This is a genomic window from Blastopirellula sediminis (assembly GCF_020966755.1).
GTDB lineage: Bacteria > Planctomycetota > Planctomycetia > Pirellulales > Pirellulaceae > Blastopirellula > Blastopirellula sediminis.
The window spans coordinates 803751-821728 of sequence record NZ_JAJKFT010000004.1; the positions used below are offsets into that span (position 1 = coordinate 803751).

General features: G+C 57.9%; 15 protein-coding genes and 1 other RNA gene. 7 read left to right on the forward strand and 9 right to left on the reverse strand.

What is annotated here, in order from left to right:
• Nucleotides 1-71: 71 nt before the first annotated feature.
• The 7 genes from LOC68_RS06965 to LOC68_RS06995 all read right to left on the reverse strand — a co-directional run bounded on the left by LOC68_RS06965 (nucleotide 72) and on the right by LOC68_RS06995 (nucleotide 9594).
• The gene (locus LOC68_RS06965) at nucleotides 72-614 is read right to left on the reverse strand and encodes an SMI1/KNR4 family protein (protein ID WP_230217116.1); all 543 of its coding nucleotides are present in this window, start codon (nucleotides 612-614) and stop codon (nucleotides 72-74) included.
• A 28-nt stretch (nucleotides 615-642) separates the two neighbouring features.
• The gene (locus LOC68_RS06970; protein WP_230217118.1) at nucleotides 643-2856 is read right to left on the reverse strand and encodes a sulfatase-like hydrolase/transferase; all 2214 of its coding nucleotides are present in this window, start codon (nucleotides 2854-2856) and stop codon (nucleotides 643-645) included.
• Between the two features lie 117 nt (nucleotides 2857-2973).
• Nucleotides 2974-3501, reverse strand: a complete 528-nt coding sequence (locus LOC68_RS06975) for a hypothetical protein (RefSeq protein WP_230217120.1) — start codon at nucleotides 3499-3501, stop codon at nucleotides 2974-2976.
• A 48-nt stretch (nucleotides 3502-3549) separates the two neighbouring features.
• Nucleotides 3550-4644 carry an alpha/beta hydrolase gene (locus LOC68_RS06980; protein ID WP_230217122.1) on the reverse strand — a complete coding sequence of 365 codons (1095 nt, stop codon included), beginning with the start codon at nucleotides 4642-4644 and terminating at the stop codon, nucleotides 3550-3552.
• 146 nt (nucleotides 4645-4790) lie between these two features.
• Nucleotides 4791-5993, reverse strand: coding sequence for a TlpA family protein disulfide reductase (locus LOC68_RS06985; protein ID WP_230217124.1), 1203 nt, complete (start codon nucleotides 5991-5993; stop codon nucleotides 4791-4793).
• A 429-nt stretch (nucleotides 5994-6422) separates the two neighbouring features.
• The gene (locus LOC68_RS06990) at nucleotides 6423-7922 is read right to left on the reverse strand and encodes a hypothetical protein (RefSeq protein WP_230217126.1); all 1500 of its coding nucleotides are present in this window, start codon (nucleotides 7920-7922) and stop codon (nucleotides 6423-6425) included.
• A gap of 100 nt (nucleotides 7923-8022) precedes the next feature.
• A complete protein-coding gene (locus tag LOC68_RS06995) occupies nucleotides 8023-9594 on the reverse strand; it encodes an AI-2E family transporter (RefSeq protein WP_230217128.1) in 1572 nt (523 codons plus the stop codon).
• Between the two features lie 169 nt (nucleotides 9595-9763).
• On the opposite strand from LOC68_RS06995, the gene LOC68_RS07000 reads away from it, so the two are divergent.
• The 4 genes from LOC68_RS07000 (at nucleotide 9764) to LOC68_RS07015 (ending at nucleotide 14233) form a co-directional block, all read left to right on the forward strand.
• The gene (locus LOC68_RS07000) at nucleotides 9764-10786 is read left to right on the forward strand and encodes a lysylphosphatidylglycerol synthase transmembrane domain-containing protein (RefSeq protein WP_230217130.1); all 1023 of its coding nucleotides are present in this window, start codon (nucleotides 9764-9766) and stop codon (nucleotides 10784-10786) included.
• Nucleotides 10787-10824: 38 nt separating this feature from the next.
• A complete protein-coding gene (locus LOC68_RS07005; RefSeq protein WP_230217132.1) occupies nucleotides 10825-11817 on the forward strand; it encodes a glycosyltransferase family 2 protein in 993 nt (330 codons plus the stop codon).
• Nucleotides 11814-13385 carry a hypothetical protein gene (locus tag LOC68_RS07010; RefSeq protein ID WP_230217134.1) on the forward strand — a complete coding sequence of 524 codons (1572 nt, stop codon included), beginning with the start codon at nucleotides 11814-11816 and terminating at the stop codon, nucleotides 13383-13385. Before LOC68_RS07005 ends, LOC68_RS07010 begins: the two co-directional genes overlap by 4 nt.
• A 131-nt stretch (nucleotides 13386-13516) precedes the next feature.
• The gene (locus tag LOC68_RS07015; protein WP_230217136.1) at nucleotides 13517-14233 is read left to right on the forward strand and encodes a peptidylprolyl isomerase; all 717 of its coding nucleotides are present in this window, start codon (nucleotides 13517-13519) and stop codon (nucleotides 14231-14233) included.
• Nucleotides 14234-14268: 35 nt separating this feature from the next.
• Here LOC68_RS07015 and LOC68_RS07020 read toward each other — a convergent pair whose 3' ends face one another.
• The gene (locus LOC68_RS07020) at nucleotides 14269-14871 is read right to left on the reverse strand and encodes a hypothetical protein (protein ID WP_230217138.1); all 603 of its coding nucleotides are present in this window, start codon (nucleotides 14869-14871) and stop codon (nucleotides 14269-14271) included.
• A gap of 349 nt (nucleotides 14872-15220) precedes the next feature.
• Between LOC68_RS07020 and LOC68_RS07025 the strand changes: the two genes are divergently transcribed.
• The 3 genes from LOC68_RS07025 to LOC68_RS07035 all read left to right on the forward strand — a co-directional run bounded on the left by LOC68_RS07025 (nucleotide 15221) and on the right by LOC68_RS07035 (nucleotide 17499).
• A complete protein-coding gene (locus tag LOC68_RS07025) occupies nucleotides 15221-15454 on the forward strand; it encodes a response regulator (protein WP_230217140.1) in 234 nt (77 codons plus the stop codon).
• A gap of 243 nt (nucleotides 15455-15697) precedes the next feature.
• Nucleotides 15698-17140, forward strand: coding sequence for a pectate lyase (locus tag LOC68_RS07030; protein WP_230217142.1), 1443 nt, complete (start codon nucleotides 15698-15700; stop codon nucleotides 17138-17140).
• A 5-nt stretch (nucleotides 17141-17145) separates the two neighbouring features.
• The gene (locus tag LOC68_RS07035; RefSeq protein ID WP_230217144.1) at nucleotides 17146-17499 is read left to right on the forward strand and encodes a hypothetical protein; all 354 of its coding nucleotides are present in this window, start codon (nucleotides 17146-17148) and stop codon (nucleotides 17497-17499) included.
• Nucleotides 17500-17506: 7 nt separating this feature from the next.
• Here the strand turns inward: LOC68_RS07035 and rnpB are convergent.
• Nucleotides 17507-17925: RNase P RNA component class A (gene rnpB, locus LOC68_RS07040), an RNA gene on the reverse strand.
• Nucleotides 17926-17978: the final 53 nt, after the last annotated feature.

Consider the following 17978-nt stretch of genomic DNA (forward strand, 5'->3'; position numbering starts at 1 on the left):
GCCTTGGCCTGACGTGCCGCTGTTGATGGAGTTCAGGTCTTGAATTGGGGGGACGTCGTTTCAATACGACTCTAGCCGCCGTAAACTTCAGGTTCGAATTGGATCTCCGCTCCATCGTCCCAGATGGTCTTAAACGGAGCGAGACGCAGTTTTTGTCGAAGAATCCCTGATAGGAATTCGCAGAAACCGATTGCAAAATCCTGGTAGCCCCCGGGCTCAAATTGCCAAATCACAACAATCGTCCACTCGCTCGGATCGCCTTTCGTCTTCCACGCGAAGTACATGTCATCTCGATGGCCGAATGGCAGTAACCCTTCCGGTTCAGGAAAGAGTCCAAAGGGCATGTTTACGTTTCCAGTCGCTCGCCGATATTGATTTTGGCGATCCGTGAATTTTCTGACGAAGTCGATGAACGTTGATCGGCCTGGGCTGTAGATCTCGAAGTCGTATGTTTCATCGATGACAATTGTTCCGGAGCCAAATACTCGAGCGTACGCTAGGAAATCTGAAGGCAGTTCAACTCCCAATTCCAACTGAGTTGCCTTCATTGCGTTCTCATCAACATCAATCGGAAACTCTGGGATGGGTATGATCGTCAATACTTCGTCAAGCATATGTTGTTTCATTCGAGTACCTAAAGCACTACGGCTTCGTGTGGGAGATTCGCATCGCGAGCGACTTGGCTAGTTCGGCAATTCCTTTCTGGTGCGATTCCTCACCAGCCAGATTACGAATCTCGCCCGGATCGTTTTGGTGGTCGTAGAGTTCCACCGCTTCCACTTCGCCGCTCTCAAAATCTCGCCATTCGGTGTAGCGATACTGGTCGGTGCGGATCGAATAGCCCATCACCTTCGGTTTCCCTTGGTAATAGGCTGGCCGCGGGTGTTGCGTCAGGGCCGATTGGCGGATGGCGGCGCTCGGATCTTGCAGGATTGGGCGGAGGCTTTGGCCGTCGAGTTTATCGACCGGAGGAAGACCGGCCAGATCGACGAGCGTCGGGTAGAGATCGACCAGCTCGACCAGCGACGTGGTTCTTTGTTGGGGGGACTTGCTGCGCGGGTCGGCGATCAGCAGGGGGACATGCGCGTCGAGGTCAAAGTTGGTCGTCTTGCACCAGAGGTGATGTTCGCCGAGCTGAAAACCATGATCGGACCAGAGGACGACGATCGTGTTGTCGGCGAGGCCGGCCGCTTCCAGCGCGTCGAGCACTTTGCCGATCTGGGCGTCGACGAAGCTGATGGCGGCGTAATAGCCGTGGTGCAGTCGCAGATTCGCGTCGGCCGGAATTTCTCCCTGCTTCGGAAGGTCGGTGTAGCCGCGTAATTCGCGATTGTCATGCCGGGCGATCTCGGGGGCGTCGCCGATTGGTTGCGGTGGGAGATGCGACGCGATCACTTCGGGATCGTACTGGTCCCAATACTTTTTGGGCGCGTTGAAAGGGAGATGCGGTTTCCAGAAGCCGACCGCCAGAAAAAACGGTTGCTGCAAATCAGCTTGCCGCTTCAGTTCTTTGACCGCTTCGGCGGCGATCCGCCCGTCGAGATAGGCCTCGTCCGGCACATCGACCCGTTGAAACGAAGGGCCTTTGGGAACCTTGTGGAGTTCAAACGGTTTGCCTGCGACATACCAGTCTTGCGAATGGGCGCCGATGTCGTACATCGACGGCGTTAACCACGACTGCGGATCGTTATCGATCTTCTGCCGGTAGTTGTGATAGATCTTGCCGATGTCGCGGGTGAAATAACCTTGCCGCTTGAAATGCTCCGGCAGCGTGACAAGATTCGGTTCGATCTCGCGAAAGTGCGTCGGCAAATCCCACACGCCTAGCGAATCAGGATAACGCCCCGTCATGATCGACGTGCGCGAAGGATTGCAGAGGGCCTGTTGGCAGTAGGCCCGCTCGAAGAGCATGCTTCGACTGGCGAGTCGATCGATGTTCGGCGTCTGCACGACCGGATCGCCGTAGCAGCCAAGCTGCACGCGGAAGTCGTCAACGGCGATGAAGAGGACGTTGGGGCGTTTGGCCGAGGAATCGGGGATAGCCTGGACTTCGCTGCGCGACACGTCGGCAAGAGTTTTCCGCCACGCGATGATCGAGCGCTGGAGATTCTTTTGCTTGTCGCCGGGGACGCCGTAGCATTGCAGCGAGACGGGACCGTCGAAGCGCAGGTTCTTCAACTTCAGGAAGAGACGCTTTTGGGGGAAGTCGCCTTGGTCGAGCGGCTGGATCAGTTCGTGCCAATTTGTGCCGTCGCGCTTGGCGCCGGCGGTGCTGACGGCGAAGAGATGCGGAGCGGCTTGATGGAGGACGTTCGCCAGGTCTTTCGGATCTTCGTTCTTCAGAAAATGGCAGAGATTGAACATCACGCCGAGGTTCGGGTGGTTTACCTCCTTAATCAGATCGAGCGCCTGCGGAATCGTGGCGATATCGTTGCCATGATGCGGATAAAGGGCGACGCGGATGTTGAGCTTGCTCGCCATCTCGGCCGTTGCCCGCACGGCGGCGATCGACTCCGGCGTCAACTTGCGGACGGTCAATTCAATCAGCGCCCCGCGATCGGCAAGCGGCCGAACCGCCTCGGCGGCAATCGGGCCGTTGTCGACATTCAGATAGACGCTCAGAACCTTGAGCCCCACTTTGTCATAAACGGCGATCTGCTCGGCCAGCTTTTCGCCGGTGGCCGAAACCTGGCTGACGCCGTCATAGCCGAGGCGCTTTAACGTCTCCGGCTCGTTCTCAAATCCGAGACCGTTCTCGAAGGCGTAGAACTTGGGGTGAAACGGCGCGGGCTCTGCGGCTTGGGCGATGGCGGCCGTGAGAAGTAAGAGAACGAGGGAAGTGGCGATTCGTAACATTTTGATCGGTCGGCTGCGGGGAGGAGCGGCGGTGGGGTTGTTACCCAGCAGTATAAACGGTGGCGCTGTGGGTGTCGTCCGTTTCTTCAGCCCTTACGGGGCGGCGCTAATGCAGCCCTAGGTTTCATCTCGCGCGGCTCGATAGATCCCACACGCGACGTAGCTGCCAGCGACGGCAATCAGCAGAGGCAGGAACAAATGGCCGATCGTGTAGAACGCTTCTCGTGGGTAAGGAGGTGCGATCGATTGGCCTCCTCCATAGACGATGTCGAGTTTGCCGAACGGATCGCCGATGTGGATTTGTCGAGACGGGAGAGGGGGCGGTTGAAAGATCGCGTCGTAGGAGGCTTGCAGCAAAGGTTCGGGGAAAAACGGGAGTGAGTTTTCTCCGCGAAAGCTGGCCAGCGCGCCATAGCTGCACGCGACATACAGAGCGAAGATGGCGAAGTAAGTCGCCGCCGCGACGCGCGCTGCGCCCTGAGCGGCAATTGCGATGACTATCGAGGCGCATAGCAGGAGGAAGCAAATTACCTGACATGTAAAGGCGACTGCGGGGGTGGGATGCGTCAGGCAGAAAACGAACAAGGCGACGACGGCGACAACCGCCAGGAATTGTTGGATGGTCAAGCGAAAGGGGGAACGCATGGCGGTGGACTTCCAAGCGGTGGATTTTTTCGCGGGTCTTGCCGTCCCTTAATTCTCGCTTGCCTGAAACAGCTTCGGCAACAGCTCGATGAGGTAATCGCGTTGATTTTGCCAGTAGTTTACTTTGTCAGAGCGATAAACTTCGACTGGAAAGTTGTTCTGCGTGAGTAGCAGGCCAAGTTGATCGACGTTGGCCGATTCTTTGAAGCCTTGGCGATATCCGAACCAGAAGAGTCGGATTTCATTTTTCCAATCGGCGTCAGCAAGTTGGCGCTGGTGGTGCTTTTCCCAGGTCTCGACCTCGTCTTGATCCTCGCTGAAGAAGGGAAAGTACGGGGCGGCGGCGTTGAGATTGGCGACATAGGCGAACTTTCCCTGTTCTTGGAAGGCGAGATCGAGGATCGAGCTCCCCAATAGCGCGCGATGTTCGCCGCCGGGGAGGAGTCGGTAGTTCTTTTCGACGTATTCGCGAAGTTCGTTGCGAAAGAGGTTGTTGTAGGCAAAGCGAGCGTCCGGATTGCTGCAAATCGCGACGACCATCGGCTGCGCTTTGCCCTCCGCAATCAGATTGTCCAGGATCAGGTTGACTCGACTGAGTTCGCCCCACGCCTCGCTCGAGTAGGAGCGATCTCCGCAGAAGATGTAGAGAAGGGGGTATGACTTGTCGTTCTTTTCGTAGCCCGGCGGCGTGTAGACGTGGAACTGGACGAACGCTCGCTGATAGGGACTGTAGTAATTGATGCCGGCGACGACCCCGTGCGCCACGTCGCGCATGTCCATCGGCGTCTTTTCCGGAAAGCGAAACTTCCGCCACTCGCCAGGACGATCGGAAGTGAAACGATAGCGATAGGTTCCTGGCGGGACAGGGCCAATGATCGTCATGAATCGATGGTGTTCGTACTCGATCATCTTCTCGCCGAGATTCTCTTGGCTATCCGGAAAGAGATCGGGGCTGACAAGACCGACAACCGGATCGCGAGCCGAGAAAGTCATGAAGGTGACGTAACGTTCGCCATGTTCGTCAGGCTCTCCAAAAACGGGAGGCTGAGGTTGAGGGGCTCCGCCGCCGAATTGAGCGAATGCGCGGTTCTCGACGACATGGACGAAGACTAGCGCTAGTAGCAGCAAAACGAGTCGGTTCATCGATCTGCTCTCTGGATAGGCGAATCGCGAAGGAGGGACTCGCTTGATGGTACCTAAGTGCGCACAAAAAAGCCCGCGTTTCGTGAGGGAAACGCGGGCTTGCGATCGCTTTTTCGTTGGCAGGCGTGGCCTGCCCTACGATTTCGTTACGTCTTATCGGCTGCGGCGGCGGGAGCTTCCGGGGCCGGGTCGAGCAGACGTTTTAGTTCGCTGGTCAGTTTGTCGCCGCGGGCGTTCAGGTTAATGACGTTCCCCTCCTGATCGACCAGGATCGCTTGCGGAATTCCGTCGATGCCGAGGTAGGTGACCAGCGGATGGTTCCAGCCGCGCTCCGATTCTTCGACCGGCAGCATCGTCTTCCAGGGAAGTTTCATTTCGGCGATGTAGCTTTCGGCGTTTTCTTTCGAATCGTCGAGCGAGATGCCGAGAACTTCAAAGCCTTGGCCCTTGTACTTCTCGTACATTTCGAGGACGTGCGGCATTTCGGCGCGGCACGGTCCGCACCAGGTGGCGAAGAAGTCGACCAGGACGACCTTGCCGCGGTAGGCGGACCAGTCAAGTTCCGAGCCGTCGAGCATCGTGCCGCTCAGTTCGAGCGGCTTGCCGATGATGGTCGAACGACGATGGAGCCCTTCCACCTTTTTCAGGGCCGACTGAATCGCGGGATTATCGGAGTCGGCGTTCAGCTCGATCGCGTTGGCGAGCATCTCGACCCCTTCCGGGCGATTCACGCCGATGAAGTAAGGAGCGATGATCTTCGCGGCGATCAGGCCGGGGACGCCTGGCTTGTCCATGGCGATCTTCTTTTGGGCGTCGGCGAGCATCTGGTCGACGTCAAGCTCTTTGCCGGTCATGCGGCCGCGGATGTGACCGTCGAGCAATTGGTAGATGGAGATTTGCACGACGTCAGAAATTTCGCTGGCGAGACCTTCGTCGATCGCGGCGTCGAAGGCGGCTTTGTCTTCGTCGGATCCGGTCGCGCCGGAGATGGCGCCGAGCGAGACGATCTTAAAGGTGTTGGCCTTGGCGAGCGTCGTTCCGGTGGCGTTGAGGTCGATGATCCGTTGGCAGGTGACGGTCATCTCGCCCATTAGCGTAACGAAGCCGGCTTTGCGCTCTTCGGCCGTCCCTTTCAGGCCGCCCAGCTCGCGACGAAGCGTATCAATGTGGGCCGATAGCGCGGCGACGTCGTCGGAGGTCGCCGGATCAAAATCAACGACCGCTTCCGCTTCGACGGCGGCAGGCGCCGCATCGGCGGCAAACGCGGCTGGCGACAGAATGCAGACAGGCGTCGCAATCGCAGCGACGGCCAACAGAGAAGCACGCAGATTGTGCGTCAAAAGAGACATGGAAACCTCATTTACCAGAGAGATACGAAACGAAGCGGGGCATGCATGAGGAGGCGCCGCGAACGTTGCGTTTAACGATTATTCGTGCGCCAAGTGAAAACGCCATCTTAGCAATGCGGTTGTCGTTTCACGGGGTGATTCGCTGCCAAAGGGCTCAGAATTCGGCAATTTCTGCGCTACTTTTGAGCGTTAATTTTGCAACAGGGGCGCAAGGCAGAAGAACGCAAGAAACAGAAAAACGGTTTATATCAGGGCGATCGGCGACGGCATGCGGAAGAAAAGGGGTTGGGGCTCCTTTTCGCGAGAACGCCGTGCGGCCTCTTGCGAGTCGAGCGGCGAAAAAGAGACTGGTCCCTGTTCTTCGGTCCAAGCACAAAAAAAGACGCCGCGAAGGGCGTCTTCTTTGTTTGAGCGTGTTTCGCTTGCGGCTTAGTTGGCCGCTTTCAGTTCGCGGAAGCCGGCCAGGATGTCGCGGTACTTGGTGCGGAAGTCGATGACCATCCAGCCCATGTAGAAGTTGAAGCCGAGCGACAGGAAGGCGATGGTCACCATCATCAACCAGGGGCGACTTTCGGTGGCGATCACCTTTGCCTTTTCATCTTCCAATTCACGCGTCGTGCGATCGCTCGGCGAAGGCGCCGGAGTTTGCGGCGCCGGGGCCGGAGTCTGAGCGGCCGGCTGCTGGGCCGGAGGAGTCAGGGCCGGCGTGCCGAAACCAGGCAGCGCCGCGAGGTAGGGATTGTACTGCGCCGGGTAGCCCATGTTCGGCAGGTAAGGATTGGCCAGCGGCGGCTGATAGGCGTTTACGTAGTTCGGCTGACCGTACGGAACTTGCGGCTGCATCGGGTAAGGTTGCTGCTGCTGATAGTTCTGGTTCGGCTGCTGATAATTGTTGTTATTGGGCTGTTGTTGGTTGTTGGGCTGCTGCTGATTGTTCGAAGGAGGAACATAGCTGCCGCTGTTGTTTTGCGTGTTGTTGTTTTGGCTCGGGGGAGTGCTGTTGATCGGCGTCAGTCCACCGGTGTTGTTGTTATACGAGCCAGTGTTGTTCGTCGTGCCGCTGCCGAGGTTCGACGAGTAGCTGTTGCTGCCGCTGTTGTAGGTTGTTCCACTGCTCGGCGTGGCGTACGCGTCGCCATAGCGACCGTAGTTGTTGTCGCTGGCGCTGCTGGTATTGCCGCCCAGCGGAACGGTCGTGTTGTTCAGGTTGCTGAGCGGAGGCGAAGTGTAGTTCGGATACTCGGTGCTCGGATTGCTGGTCGCGGTACCCGAGTAGCTGGTCCCGGGATAGGTCGACGACGAAGCGGTGTTCGGAGTCGTCGCGGTCGGGTTGAAACGGCTGGTCGGCGTCGACGATCCAACCGGCGTGGTGGTGCTGCCGCCGGGGATCGAGAAGTTGCTTGTCGAACCGCTGAGCGACGGATTGGCGTCGGCCGCATTGGCGGTGCGAGTCGTCGGGTTCAGCGGAGTGCCGCCGCTGGAATAGGTCGAGCCGCCGGGAGTCAAGGCATTCGAATAGCGAGGAGTCGGAACGTCGGCGGCGAGCGCGTTCAGCGGAGGAGTCGCCGAGGAGACGGTGCTGCGAGTATCGGGCGCCGGGTTCAGCTGGAGCGCTTCCGCTTCGACCTTGCGCATGGTGGCGGTGTTTTCCGCTTCGACCGGCGCTTCGTAGGTCGCTTTGGCGACTTCCGGCAATTCGCGCGGAAGTTCGTCTTCGCCCAGCTGTACGCGGAAGCAACGAATCACGCCGCCGTGCACATCAGGCGGAACGATGCTGTCGATCGGCGTGCCGTCGCGCAGCATCTTCTTCAGCACTTCCGGCTCAATTTGAATGATGTATTGCACGCTCTGCGGATCATCCTGAGCGGGCTGCCAGCCGGTGTCGACTCCAACGGCGGCGGTTGCAAGTAATAGAGCGGCGGCGTACACGTTTCCATCTCCTCGTACGGCACTGGCGTAAAATTGCCGGCATCATCGTAACTAGAATGCCGGAAACAGGAAAGCGACATTTGACAGCAATCCCTGGCCGTTAAGAGGATTTCCTCAAGTTTGTCTCGCTCGAGGATTCCGCTTCGGCCATTTTTACGAGCTCTCCTCGCAACATGTTCAATAATACTTGCATAAAAGCGACCAACATCGGCCCGACTAAAATCCCGATCGGACCGAGTGCTGAGACGCCGCCAAGCACCGATAGCAGCGCCAGCAGCGGGTGAAGTTTCGATTGGCCGTGCAAAACGAACGGCTTGATGATGTTGTCGACGAGCGAAATGACCGCAACCCCGTAGATTGCCAATCCTACGCCAGCCGCAATCTTTTCCTCCGCCACGATCAACCAGATGCTGACCGGCACCCAGACCGACGCGGCGCCCAAAAAGGGGACCATCGCCAGCGTCATGGTGAGGAACATCAGCAGGAAGACCGACTCGAGCCCGCAGAACCAGAAGCCGATGCCGGCCAAAATTCCTTGCGCCAGCGCTGATAGCAAGGTCGCCAGCACGACGGCCCGACTGACAGTGCTGAATTCTTCGATCAGTTGCCGTTCGTATTCATCCTCGAGTGGAGAAAGTCGCATCGCCGCGCTGATCAGCGCCGGGCCGTCATAGAAGAAGTAGTACAAGCTGAGGATCAAAATGCCGAGCCCCAGCACCAGGCTGCCGAGAAACTTCGCCCCGGCGCCGGTGACCGGCAAGACGTACGTTTCCAGGCGATCGATCGCAACGGCCTGCAAACGTGACGCTTCGCTATCGCCTGGATTTGCGTAGAGCCGCAAGGTCGCCATCGGCTGACCGCCGAGATAGGCGACCATTTGGCGCCGCAGCGACGATCGGACATCTTCCATTCGGGAAGAGAAGATCAAGTCGCCGGGGGTGAGTTGCTCTTTCTGGACGGCGTCGACGATTTCTCCCAGCTGAGCGTTGGCGATATCAATTCCTTCCAGCATCCCGCGCCACCGCTGGATCACATCACCGCTCAGCGTCGGGAAGGTCATGGCGCCGGACACGACCGCGGCGACGGGCTCGATGTTTCCGGCTCGGGCGTCAGCGATCAGTTGATCCCGGTTTTCGAGGTCCGATCCACGGTTGAATTCGATCTCTTGGACCGTCGCTTCCCCCAGATCCTCGCGATATTTGTCGAGATCGGTCCGCAATTGTGTGATCAATGCGGTCGCGGCATCCGCCGATCGTCCGGTTGGGGGCGTTTCGATCAGGTTGTCCAGTTCTTCAACGATCTGGTGGTAGAGGGGAGGGTTGGGGATCGTCAGTCCCATTCGGTTGCGGAGCCGATCGAGCCGGACTTCCACCTTCGGCTGGTCGTCGCTCCGGACCAAGTCGATCGTTTCCTTAATCGCCATCGAGAAGATGCCAATCAACGGGACGAGCACGATCAGCAAGATGGCCAGGGTCGTCGCGCCGGCCGCCAGGGCGTTGCGTCCTTTCAGTTTTTCCAGCATCCAGTCATGGACCGGGCGGAAGATCACCACCAGGATGGCGGCCAGGAACATTGGCACCAGGAAGATTGACATTACCTGGTAGGTGAAAAAGGCGGCGATGCCGACGATGGCCAGAAGCGCCCAGAAGGAGAACATTTTCGGCGAAGTCATACGAGGCGATTCCATCGTTTAGAATGGCAAATGGGGAAAATCGCGAGTGCGAGGCACATTTTATCAGACCGAAATTCGCTTGCCCGCAGCTGCGCTTGTGGCAAAAACCGTTTCCGCACAGAATAAACCCCCGATTGTTACCTAGAAATTACCTGAGTCGAGTTTGCCGGTGCCTGAACCGTCCCCGAAAAGATCCTGGAAAAGCTGGCTGACGCTGGCGGCGAAGATCGTCATCTTTATCGTGGTGGTCGTAGGGGTCTGGTACAACATCTCCAAGGCGGTGCAGGATATGCGCACCCATGGCGATTCGGTCGGCCCGATTCAGTGGGGCTGGCTCGTCGCCGCCGGCGCGATCTACACATTAGCTTCGCTGCCGATGGCCTCTTATTGGTATTTCGTGCTCCTCGCGCTGGGGCAAAAGCCGAGCTACGGCAAAGCGGTGCGAGCCTTCTTTATTGGCCATCTCGGCAAGTACGTCCCCGGCAAAGCGATGGTGGTCGTGCTGCGAACGAGCCTGGTGCAGGGCGAGCATGTTGAGAAAACGGTCGCCGTCGTCGCCGTATTTATTGAAACGCTGACGATGATCGCCGTCGGCGCCGCTTACTCGGGCGTGATCCTGGCCGTTTTGTTTCGCGAGCAGTTGATTCTGTTGGCGATCGCCGCGGCGTTGGGAATTTGCGCGTTCGTGCCGACGTTGCCGTCGATCTTTCGCAAGGTGGTGACCGTCTTGCGGGTCACGCGACTCAATCCGCGGCTCGAAGATCATATGCAAGGCTTGAACTATCGCTTGATGGGAATTGGGTGGTTCGCCTACTTCATCGCTTGGAGCCTGATGGGACTTAGCTATTTGGCGGCGATGCAAGCGATCCCAGGGGCGGACGCGGCGATGACAAACCCGTGGGCAGCGCTGCCGCTGCTGATCTCGGCCGTCGCTCTTGCGATGATCGCAGGCTTCGTCTCGCTGTTGCCGGGCGGCTTTGGAATTCGTGAACTGATCCTGATGCAACTGACCGCGCCGGTCTTCGGTCGCCCGGTTGCCGTTGTGGGGGCGGTCTTGCTGCGCGTTTCCTGGATGGTGGCGGAAATCGTATTCTCAATTATTCTATATGTCTTGCCTTTCGCCTTTTCGCGACGCAAAGCGGCTGACGCCGCGGTCGACGAATCGGTTCCCACCCCGCCTATCGCTCGCTAGCGCGACGTCTGGCTGATCGAGAAGAAACGAGAGAATCCTTGCGTCTTTCCGCCGTCATTCCCGTTTACAACGAAGAGGACAGTCTTCGTCAGTTGCATCGCGAAATCACCGAAGTCGCCGCTGCGAACGGTTATCAGATGGAGATCATCTTCGTCGATGACGGTTCGAAGGATGGATCATGGGCGGTCGAGCGGGAATTGGCGGAGAGCGATCCGCATGTGAAAGCGATCCGTTTTCGCCGCAACTTTGGGAAAGCGGCGGCGCTGGACGCCGGCTTTCGGGCCGCTCGCGGCGACCTGGTTCTGACGCTCGACGCCGACTTGCAAGACGATCCGCAAGAGATCCCGCGCTTTCTGGAACAAGTCGCCAATGGGTTCGACGTCGTCAGCGGTTACAAGCAAGTCCGGCACGATCCTTGGCACAAGGTATTGCCGTCGCGGATCTTCAACTGGATGGTCAGCACGCTGACCGGCGTCCGACTGCACGATCACAACTGCGGCTTCAAATGTTATCGCCGCGAGATCTTTGACGAAGTTCGCTTGTACGGCGAACTCCATCGCTTCGTGCCGGTGTTGGCGGCCGCGCGCGGTTGGAAGGTGGGCGAGATCGTCGTCAATCATCGGGCGCGACAGTTCGGCCAATCGAAGTACGGCTTCTTCCGGATCTTCAAAGGGTTTCTCGACCTGCTGACGGTCAAGTTCATCACCGGCTTTGGACAGCGCCCGCAACACTTGCTCGGCGGGATCGGGCTCGCCTTTTTCGCCTTTGGCGGCTTGGGCATGGTGTTCCTCGCGCTTTGGTGGTGCTTGTCCCGAATTCCCGGTTTGGGACTCAACCCGATTCATATTCATGAAACGGCGATGATCTTCTACGTGATCACGTCGCTGCTGCTGGGAACGCAGTTTCTGATGGTCGGTCTGCTGGCCGAACTGATCACGGCGCAGAACTCTCGCGGCCAGGCGCCTTATTCGATCTCCGAAACGGCCGGCTATACCAAACTTCCTGAAACTAACTCTGATTCGACCGTATGACCGACGCGAACCGACAGTTGCGCCTGGCGATTTACGTTTTGCTGATCGCCGTGAGCGTCGGCACGATCATCGGCCGTATCGGCCAGATGTCGGCCAATCATGGCAAGCATCCCTTCATGAGCGCCAATGATCGAAGTCGCTGGGCGACGATTCGTTCGCTGGTCGATTACGGCACGTTCGCAATTGACGACGTGATCGCCGATCGCCGTTGGGATTCGATCGACAAGGTTTATCACGAAGGCGCCGACGGCAAGCGACATTACTATTCGAGCAAGCCGCCGCTGATGGCGGTGATGTTGGCCGGCGAATATTGGGTCATCAAGCACGGGCTGGGGTTGTCGCTGGGGAGTTATCCCTTCTACGTCGGCCGCATCATGCTGGTGATTACGAACGTCGGCCTGTTGCTGGTGATGTTCGCGTCACTCGTCTCGATGGTCGAACGTTACGGCAAAAGCGACTGGGGACGGATCTTTATCATCACGTCGGCCGCATTTGGAACCTTTCTGACGACGTTTGCGATCACGCTCAACAATCACTTGGTCTCCGCTGCTGCGACGATGGTGGCGATCGATTTTGGTCTGCGAATCTGGATCGACGGACGGCGCGAGAGTTGGCTCTTTTTCGGCGCCGGTTTGGCCTCCGCATTTGCAGCTGCGAATGACTTGCCGGCGCTGTCGCTGTTGGGGCTGCTTGGACTTGCGTTGTTGCTCAAGGCGCCAATGAAGACGCTTGTGTTCGGAGTGCCGGGGGCGTTGATCGTCGCCGCCGCTTCGTTTGGGACGACCTATTGGGCGCACGGAAGTTGGAAGCCGCCGTATGCACATCGAAGCGATGGCCCGGCGATCGCCCAGTTGGATGCGAACGTCGCCGGCGAAGCTGCGAGCGAGTTGAATGAGGCCAAGGTCCCCGCCGTCGTTCGCGAAACGTTCGCCGCGCAAGGAATCAATCTCTCGGAAACGCCGGAACTGCAAGTCCGCGAAGCGGGAGATCGTTGGGTGCTGGACGACGCAATTGTCGATCGCCGCTGGGCGCTGCAAAAAGTAGGCGACGTGATCGAGATCCGCACCTGGGATAGTTGGTACGACTACGCCGATACCTATTGGCGTGACGGCGTGAAGAAGGGGGTCGATCTCGGCGAACCGTCGCGTCTTGTCTATGCGTTTAACATGTTGGTCGGAAACTATGGCGTTTTTTCGCTGACGCCGATCTGGATCTTGGCGGTGGTCGGCGGCGTGATGCTGCTGCGCAGCGACGATCGCCAGTGGCGCGACGTGACGATCATGATCGGGACGCTGACGATTGTATGCGTCTTGTTTTATATCTTTCGCCCGCTCAAAGATCGCAACTATGGCGGCGTCTGCTCCGGCTTTCGCTGGCTCTTTTGGCTGATCCCGCTTTGGCTGGTGATGTTGCGGCCGGCCGCTGATTGGTGTGCCGAGCGACGTTGGGCCCGCTGGCTAGCGGCGCTCCTACTGTTGATTTCGGCCGTATCGGCCGCCTATCCGGCGCTCAATCCGTGGGTTCATCCCTGGATTTATCGCTATCAGGAATATCTCGGCTGGATTTGATCGGTCAATTGTTTCGCATCCAAACGGTTTGGCTTCGCGAAAAAGCGAGCTTGCGTCAAATAGCAAAAACTCCAAAGATAGACGCCAGCAACGTTTGCCAGCATTCCCGCGCGCATGGAGGCGTTTTAGAAATGCGTTCGTATCCGAGCTTCATCCTGTCGATTCTCTCCCTCTCTTGCTTGTTCGCCATCGGATGCGGCGGCGAAACGAGTCCGCCTGCGGCTTCGATCGAAGCTGGCGGATCTTCCAGCGGCGGCAGTGGAGAATCGCTGAGCGGCTCGCCGGTCTCGGTCGAATCGGGCGGGATGGCCGACACGTATCAGCCGCAAGAGCGCGAAAGCCATCCGGAAGTGGTTCTGACGACCAACTACGGAGCGATTCGCATTCGTTTGAACGCTGAAAAGGCGCCAGCGACCGTCGACAACTTTCTGAACAACTACGTCGAGTCGGGGCAGTATGACGGTTCGATCTTCCATTACGTCGCCCCGGGCTCGATGATCCTGGGAGGCGCTTTTACGGCCGACCTGCAAGCGAATCCGACGCGCAGCGAAATCCAAAGCGAAGCGGCGAACGGCCTGAAGAACGTTCGCGGGACGATCGCGATGACCCGCGACCCGGAATACATTCACAGCGCGACCAATCAGTTCTTCATCAATCTGGCCGACAATCCGAATCTGGATCATGTCGAAGAGGATGAAAAGAAGTACGGCTATTGCGTCTTTGGTGAAGTGGTCGAAGGAATGGACGTGGTCGACAAGATCGCCGCCGCTCCGGTGAAAGACGTCGAAGGCTTTCCGAGCCTGCCGGTCGAGTCGGTTGTGATTCAGTCGGCCAAACGCGTTCGCTAGAAAACGCGATTTCTGTAAGCCGACGGCTGGTCGGCTTAGTTGACGGCGAAGTATTCTTGCCTGAGCGAATCGACCAATTGCTGAAGCGTGTAGACGCGGCCGGTCGGTTCGTCGAGGCGAAGTTGCTTGATCGCGTCAACGACGTCCAGTTCCGAGAGAATGTCGCTCTCCGCGCAAAGCGTTTCTGGATCTTCTAAGATCGCTGTGTAGAAGTCTTCGCGTTGGACCAGCTCCAACAACAAAATACGGCCGATCGGCGAATAAGAGAGTCGCTCCATGCGGTTGTAAACTCGCTCCGGCGAAGCGATGCGACTGGCGAGCTGTACCGGAGGACGACGGACGTAGACCAGGTTCACGATGAACTGGTTATCGGCCAGGCTATGACGCGGAATGCGTCGCCAGGGAAACGTCCACCAGCCAAGTTGCCGTAGCTGCGGCAGGAATTCGCGTACTTCGCTTTCTACCAGCAGCTGGTCTTCGTTGAAGCCGCGGATCGAGAGGAAGTGGCGCCGAGCTACTTGTTCCACCTGATCAAACGAGGGCTTCTCGCGAATCGCCAGGTTCTGCGCATCGGCATCGGCAAGCGCCGAGAAAAGCGCTATCGCGCATCCGAATTGTAGAAGGTGGCGACGGAACATTTTGCGGCAGATATCTGTAAGAGCATCGTAGAAGGAAACCCGATGCTCGGCCCTTTCTCTTTCCAAACTTTAGCTTGCAAATGGAAAATAGGGGGGAGTCGCAAAGTCTGATTTCTCCATTAGTTATCGCACTCTTCCGTCCTTACAGACGCTAGAACCGGTGCAATGCGTCTAACCCACAAGTTTGGATCTTCTTCATTAGTGCGCTTTTTGCTCCCTCTCTTCCATTGTGAAAGGAAATTAATTTCGCTTTGTTAATTTGGGTTGTTGAATAGTAGAACAGACTTTTCTACAATCGCAGGCAATCGTCAGTGGGCGAGATTGTTCTGCGGCAGTAGGAGACTCCGTGATGTCGATCGTTACCTACTTTATTCAGCAGTGCCCGACCTGCGGTCGGCGGCTGCAGGTGCGGATAAACGACCTTGGTCGTAACGTCTCTTGCCAACACTGTCACGCCGAGTTCACGGCCAGTGACCCAAGCATGTCCTCCTCGCAGCCGATCTCCGCGCTGGATTCCGTAGAAATGGCCCTTCGCAAAGCCGAGGCCTTTCTCTCCGCCCGGACGCATCACGCGACCATGTAGGGGTCACCGACTCATACGCGTGAGAGAAACCGCCGCGGCGCTTTCTCTCGGCCATCTTCGCTATCATTTGATCGCCAGCTTCAAACGCCCGCTTACCACGCGGGCGTTGCTCATTTCTTGGCTATCTGGCCGCTGGCATATCGATCCAGAAAGCCTCGTAAATCGCTACGGATTGCTTGTGTGCGGCAATGGCGCAGCCCAGAATTAGAAAAACTTGCTCGTGCCCCCACCGGAGTTTGTTGAATGAACAGAATCTTGCTGCTGTTGGTTGTCATTGGTATCTGGTTTCCTTCTGCTGACGTTTCTGCCAAAGAGCCCGACGTCGCAGCCGCGAAGGCCGCACTCCGTAAAGCTTGCGAGTTCTTTTTTGAAGAGGTCGGCGTCGGCGGCGGTTTCGTTTGGCAATACAGCGGCGACTTGGCGCTGAGCGAAGGAGAAGCGAAGACCGCCGGCACGACGACCATTTGGGTGCAGCCGCCGGGGACGCCGACGATCGGCGAAGCGTTTCTCGACGCCTACGCGGCGACCGGCGACAAGTTCTATCTCGACGCCGCCAACAAAGCGGGGCAGATTCTCGCGACCGGTCAGATGCGAACTGGCGGCTGGTATTACTCGATCGAAACGAATCCGGAGAAGCAAGGGGCGTTCGCCTATCGCCATATCAAGCCGGCGAAGAAGCAACTGACGCGAACGACCGTCGACGACAACACGACGCAAGGTGCGCTCCACTTCTTGATTCGTTTGGACGAAGCGAACAAGCAGAACCTGCCGGCGATTCACAACGCGGCGACGTTCGGGCTCGATGCGTTGATCGCGGCGCAGCGCCCCAACGGCGGTTGGCCTCAAAACTGGACCGAATACCCGACGCCGGTCTCGAAGGAAACCTTTCCGGTCATCAAAGCGAGCTATCCGAACGAATGGTCGCGCAAATGGCTGAACGATTGGACCGGCAAGTATTTTTTGAACGACGACGTCACCGCCGACTTGATCGACTTGTTCCTGTTGGCTCACACGGTCTACGGCGACAAGAAGTATCTCGCCGCGGCGGAGAAGGGGGGCGACTTCCTGATCATGGCCCAAATGCCTGATCCGCAGCCGGCCTGGGCGCAGCAATACAACGAGCACATGCAGCCGGTCTGGGATCGCAAGTTTGAACCGCCGGCGATCAGCGGCGGCGAATCGCAGCAAGTGATTACGACGCTGATGCAGCTTTACCGCGAAACGGGGGAAGAGAAGTACCTGGAGCCGATTCCAGCGGCGCTCGCTTATCTGAAGAAATCGCAATCGCCCGACGGAAAATTGGCCAGGTTTTACGAATTGAAAACAAATCGTCCGCTCTACTTCACGAAAGACTATCAGTTGACCTACGACGCCGGCGACGTGCCGACGCACTACAGTTTCACGATTGAGTCGAAGCTCGACTCGCTGTCGAAGGAATACGAGCGATATAGCACGAAGACGCTCGACCAGCTAAAAGCGGGCGAAGCGAAAAAACAGGCCAGCTATTCCGAAGCGGAAGTCGCCGCGGCGATTGCCAGCATGGATGATCGGGGCGCGTGGGTCGAAAAAGGTACGACGAAAAACTTTCCCAAAATCAAAAACGCCTCGGGCGTAATTCGAAGTCAAACGTTCGCCGACAACGTACGTCAGCTGTCGAACTACATCGCAGCCCAGGCCAAGGAGTGACCGTGATGAGCGAGACGCGTCAAAACATGCTGGTTGGTTTGATGCTGTTGTTGGTCGTGGGAGCGGCCATTTTCGGCTATCAAGTTTTAGGCAAGTTGGAACGCGTCGTCGGCGCCGCCGAGCGGACTGAAGCGAAGCTCGATCGAATCATCGAAGCGACCGCTCCGCTCGGCAAAGCGGCTGTCGAAAAGGGAACTCTCGTCCTGGAAAACATCGACGAGAAAGATATGGCCAACTCGGCGAGCGTCGGCATCAAGGAAATCGGCGACGCCGCCAAAAAGAAGTTGACCGAGATCATTCAGAAAGTCGACGCCGATAACGACGGCGTCGGCGTGAAGATCGAAGTTAAAGACAAATAAAAAACGCCGCGAAAGTAAAACTATAAGCCGGGTTTTGTAACCGCGCTTGTGACGCGGCCGATAGCCATTCCTCTACGACGGCGATTGCTCGACGTCTCTAGCAGCATACCCGGCAGTGATAACGGTTCGGACGAAACCGCGAATCGGCGCGACTTGCGCCGCTCCGATTCTCCTGCCTGTTTGCCTTGCTCCGGGCGGGGTTTACCTAGCCAGACGAGTCGCCTCGCCCGCTGGTGCGCTCTTACCGCACCGTTTCACCCTTACCAGCCCCTGACGGGACTTCGGCGGTTTGCTTTCTGTTGCACTTTCCCTAGCCTCACGACCGGTCGGCGTTACCGACCGCCCTGTCCTCCGGAGCCCGGACTTTCCTCTCGTCGTCGCTACCCGCGGGTTTGAGCGACGACCAGCGACTATCCGTTCTACTTTCGCGGCATCTTGTATTGTATCGTTCCCTACCGTTCAGGTTCGGGCCAAAACGC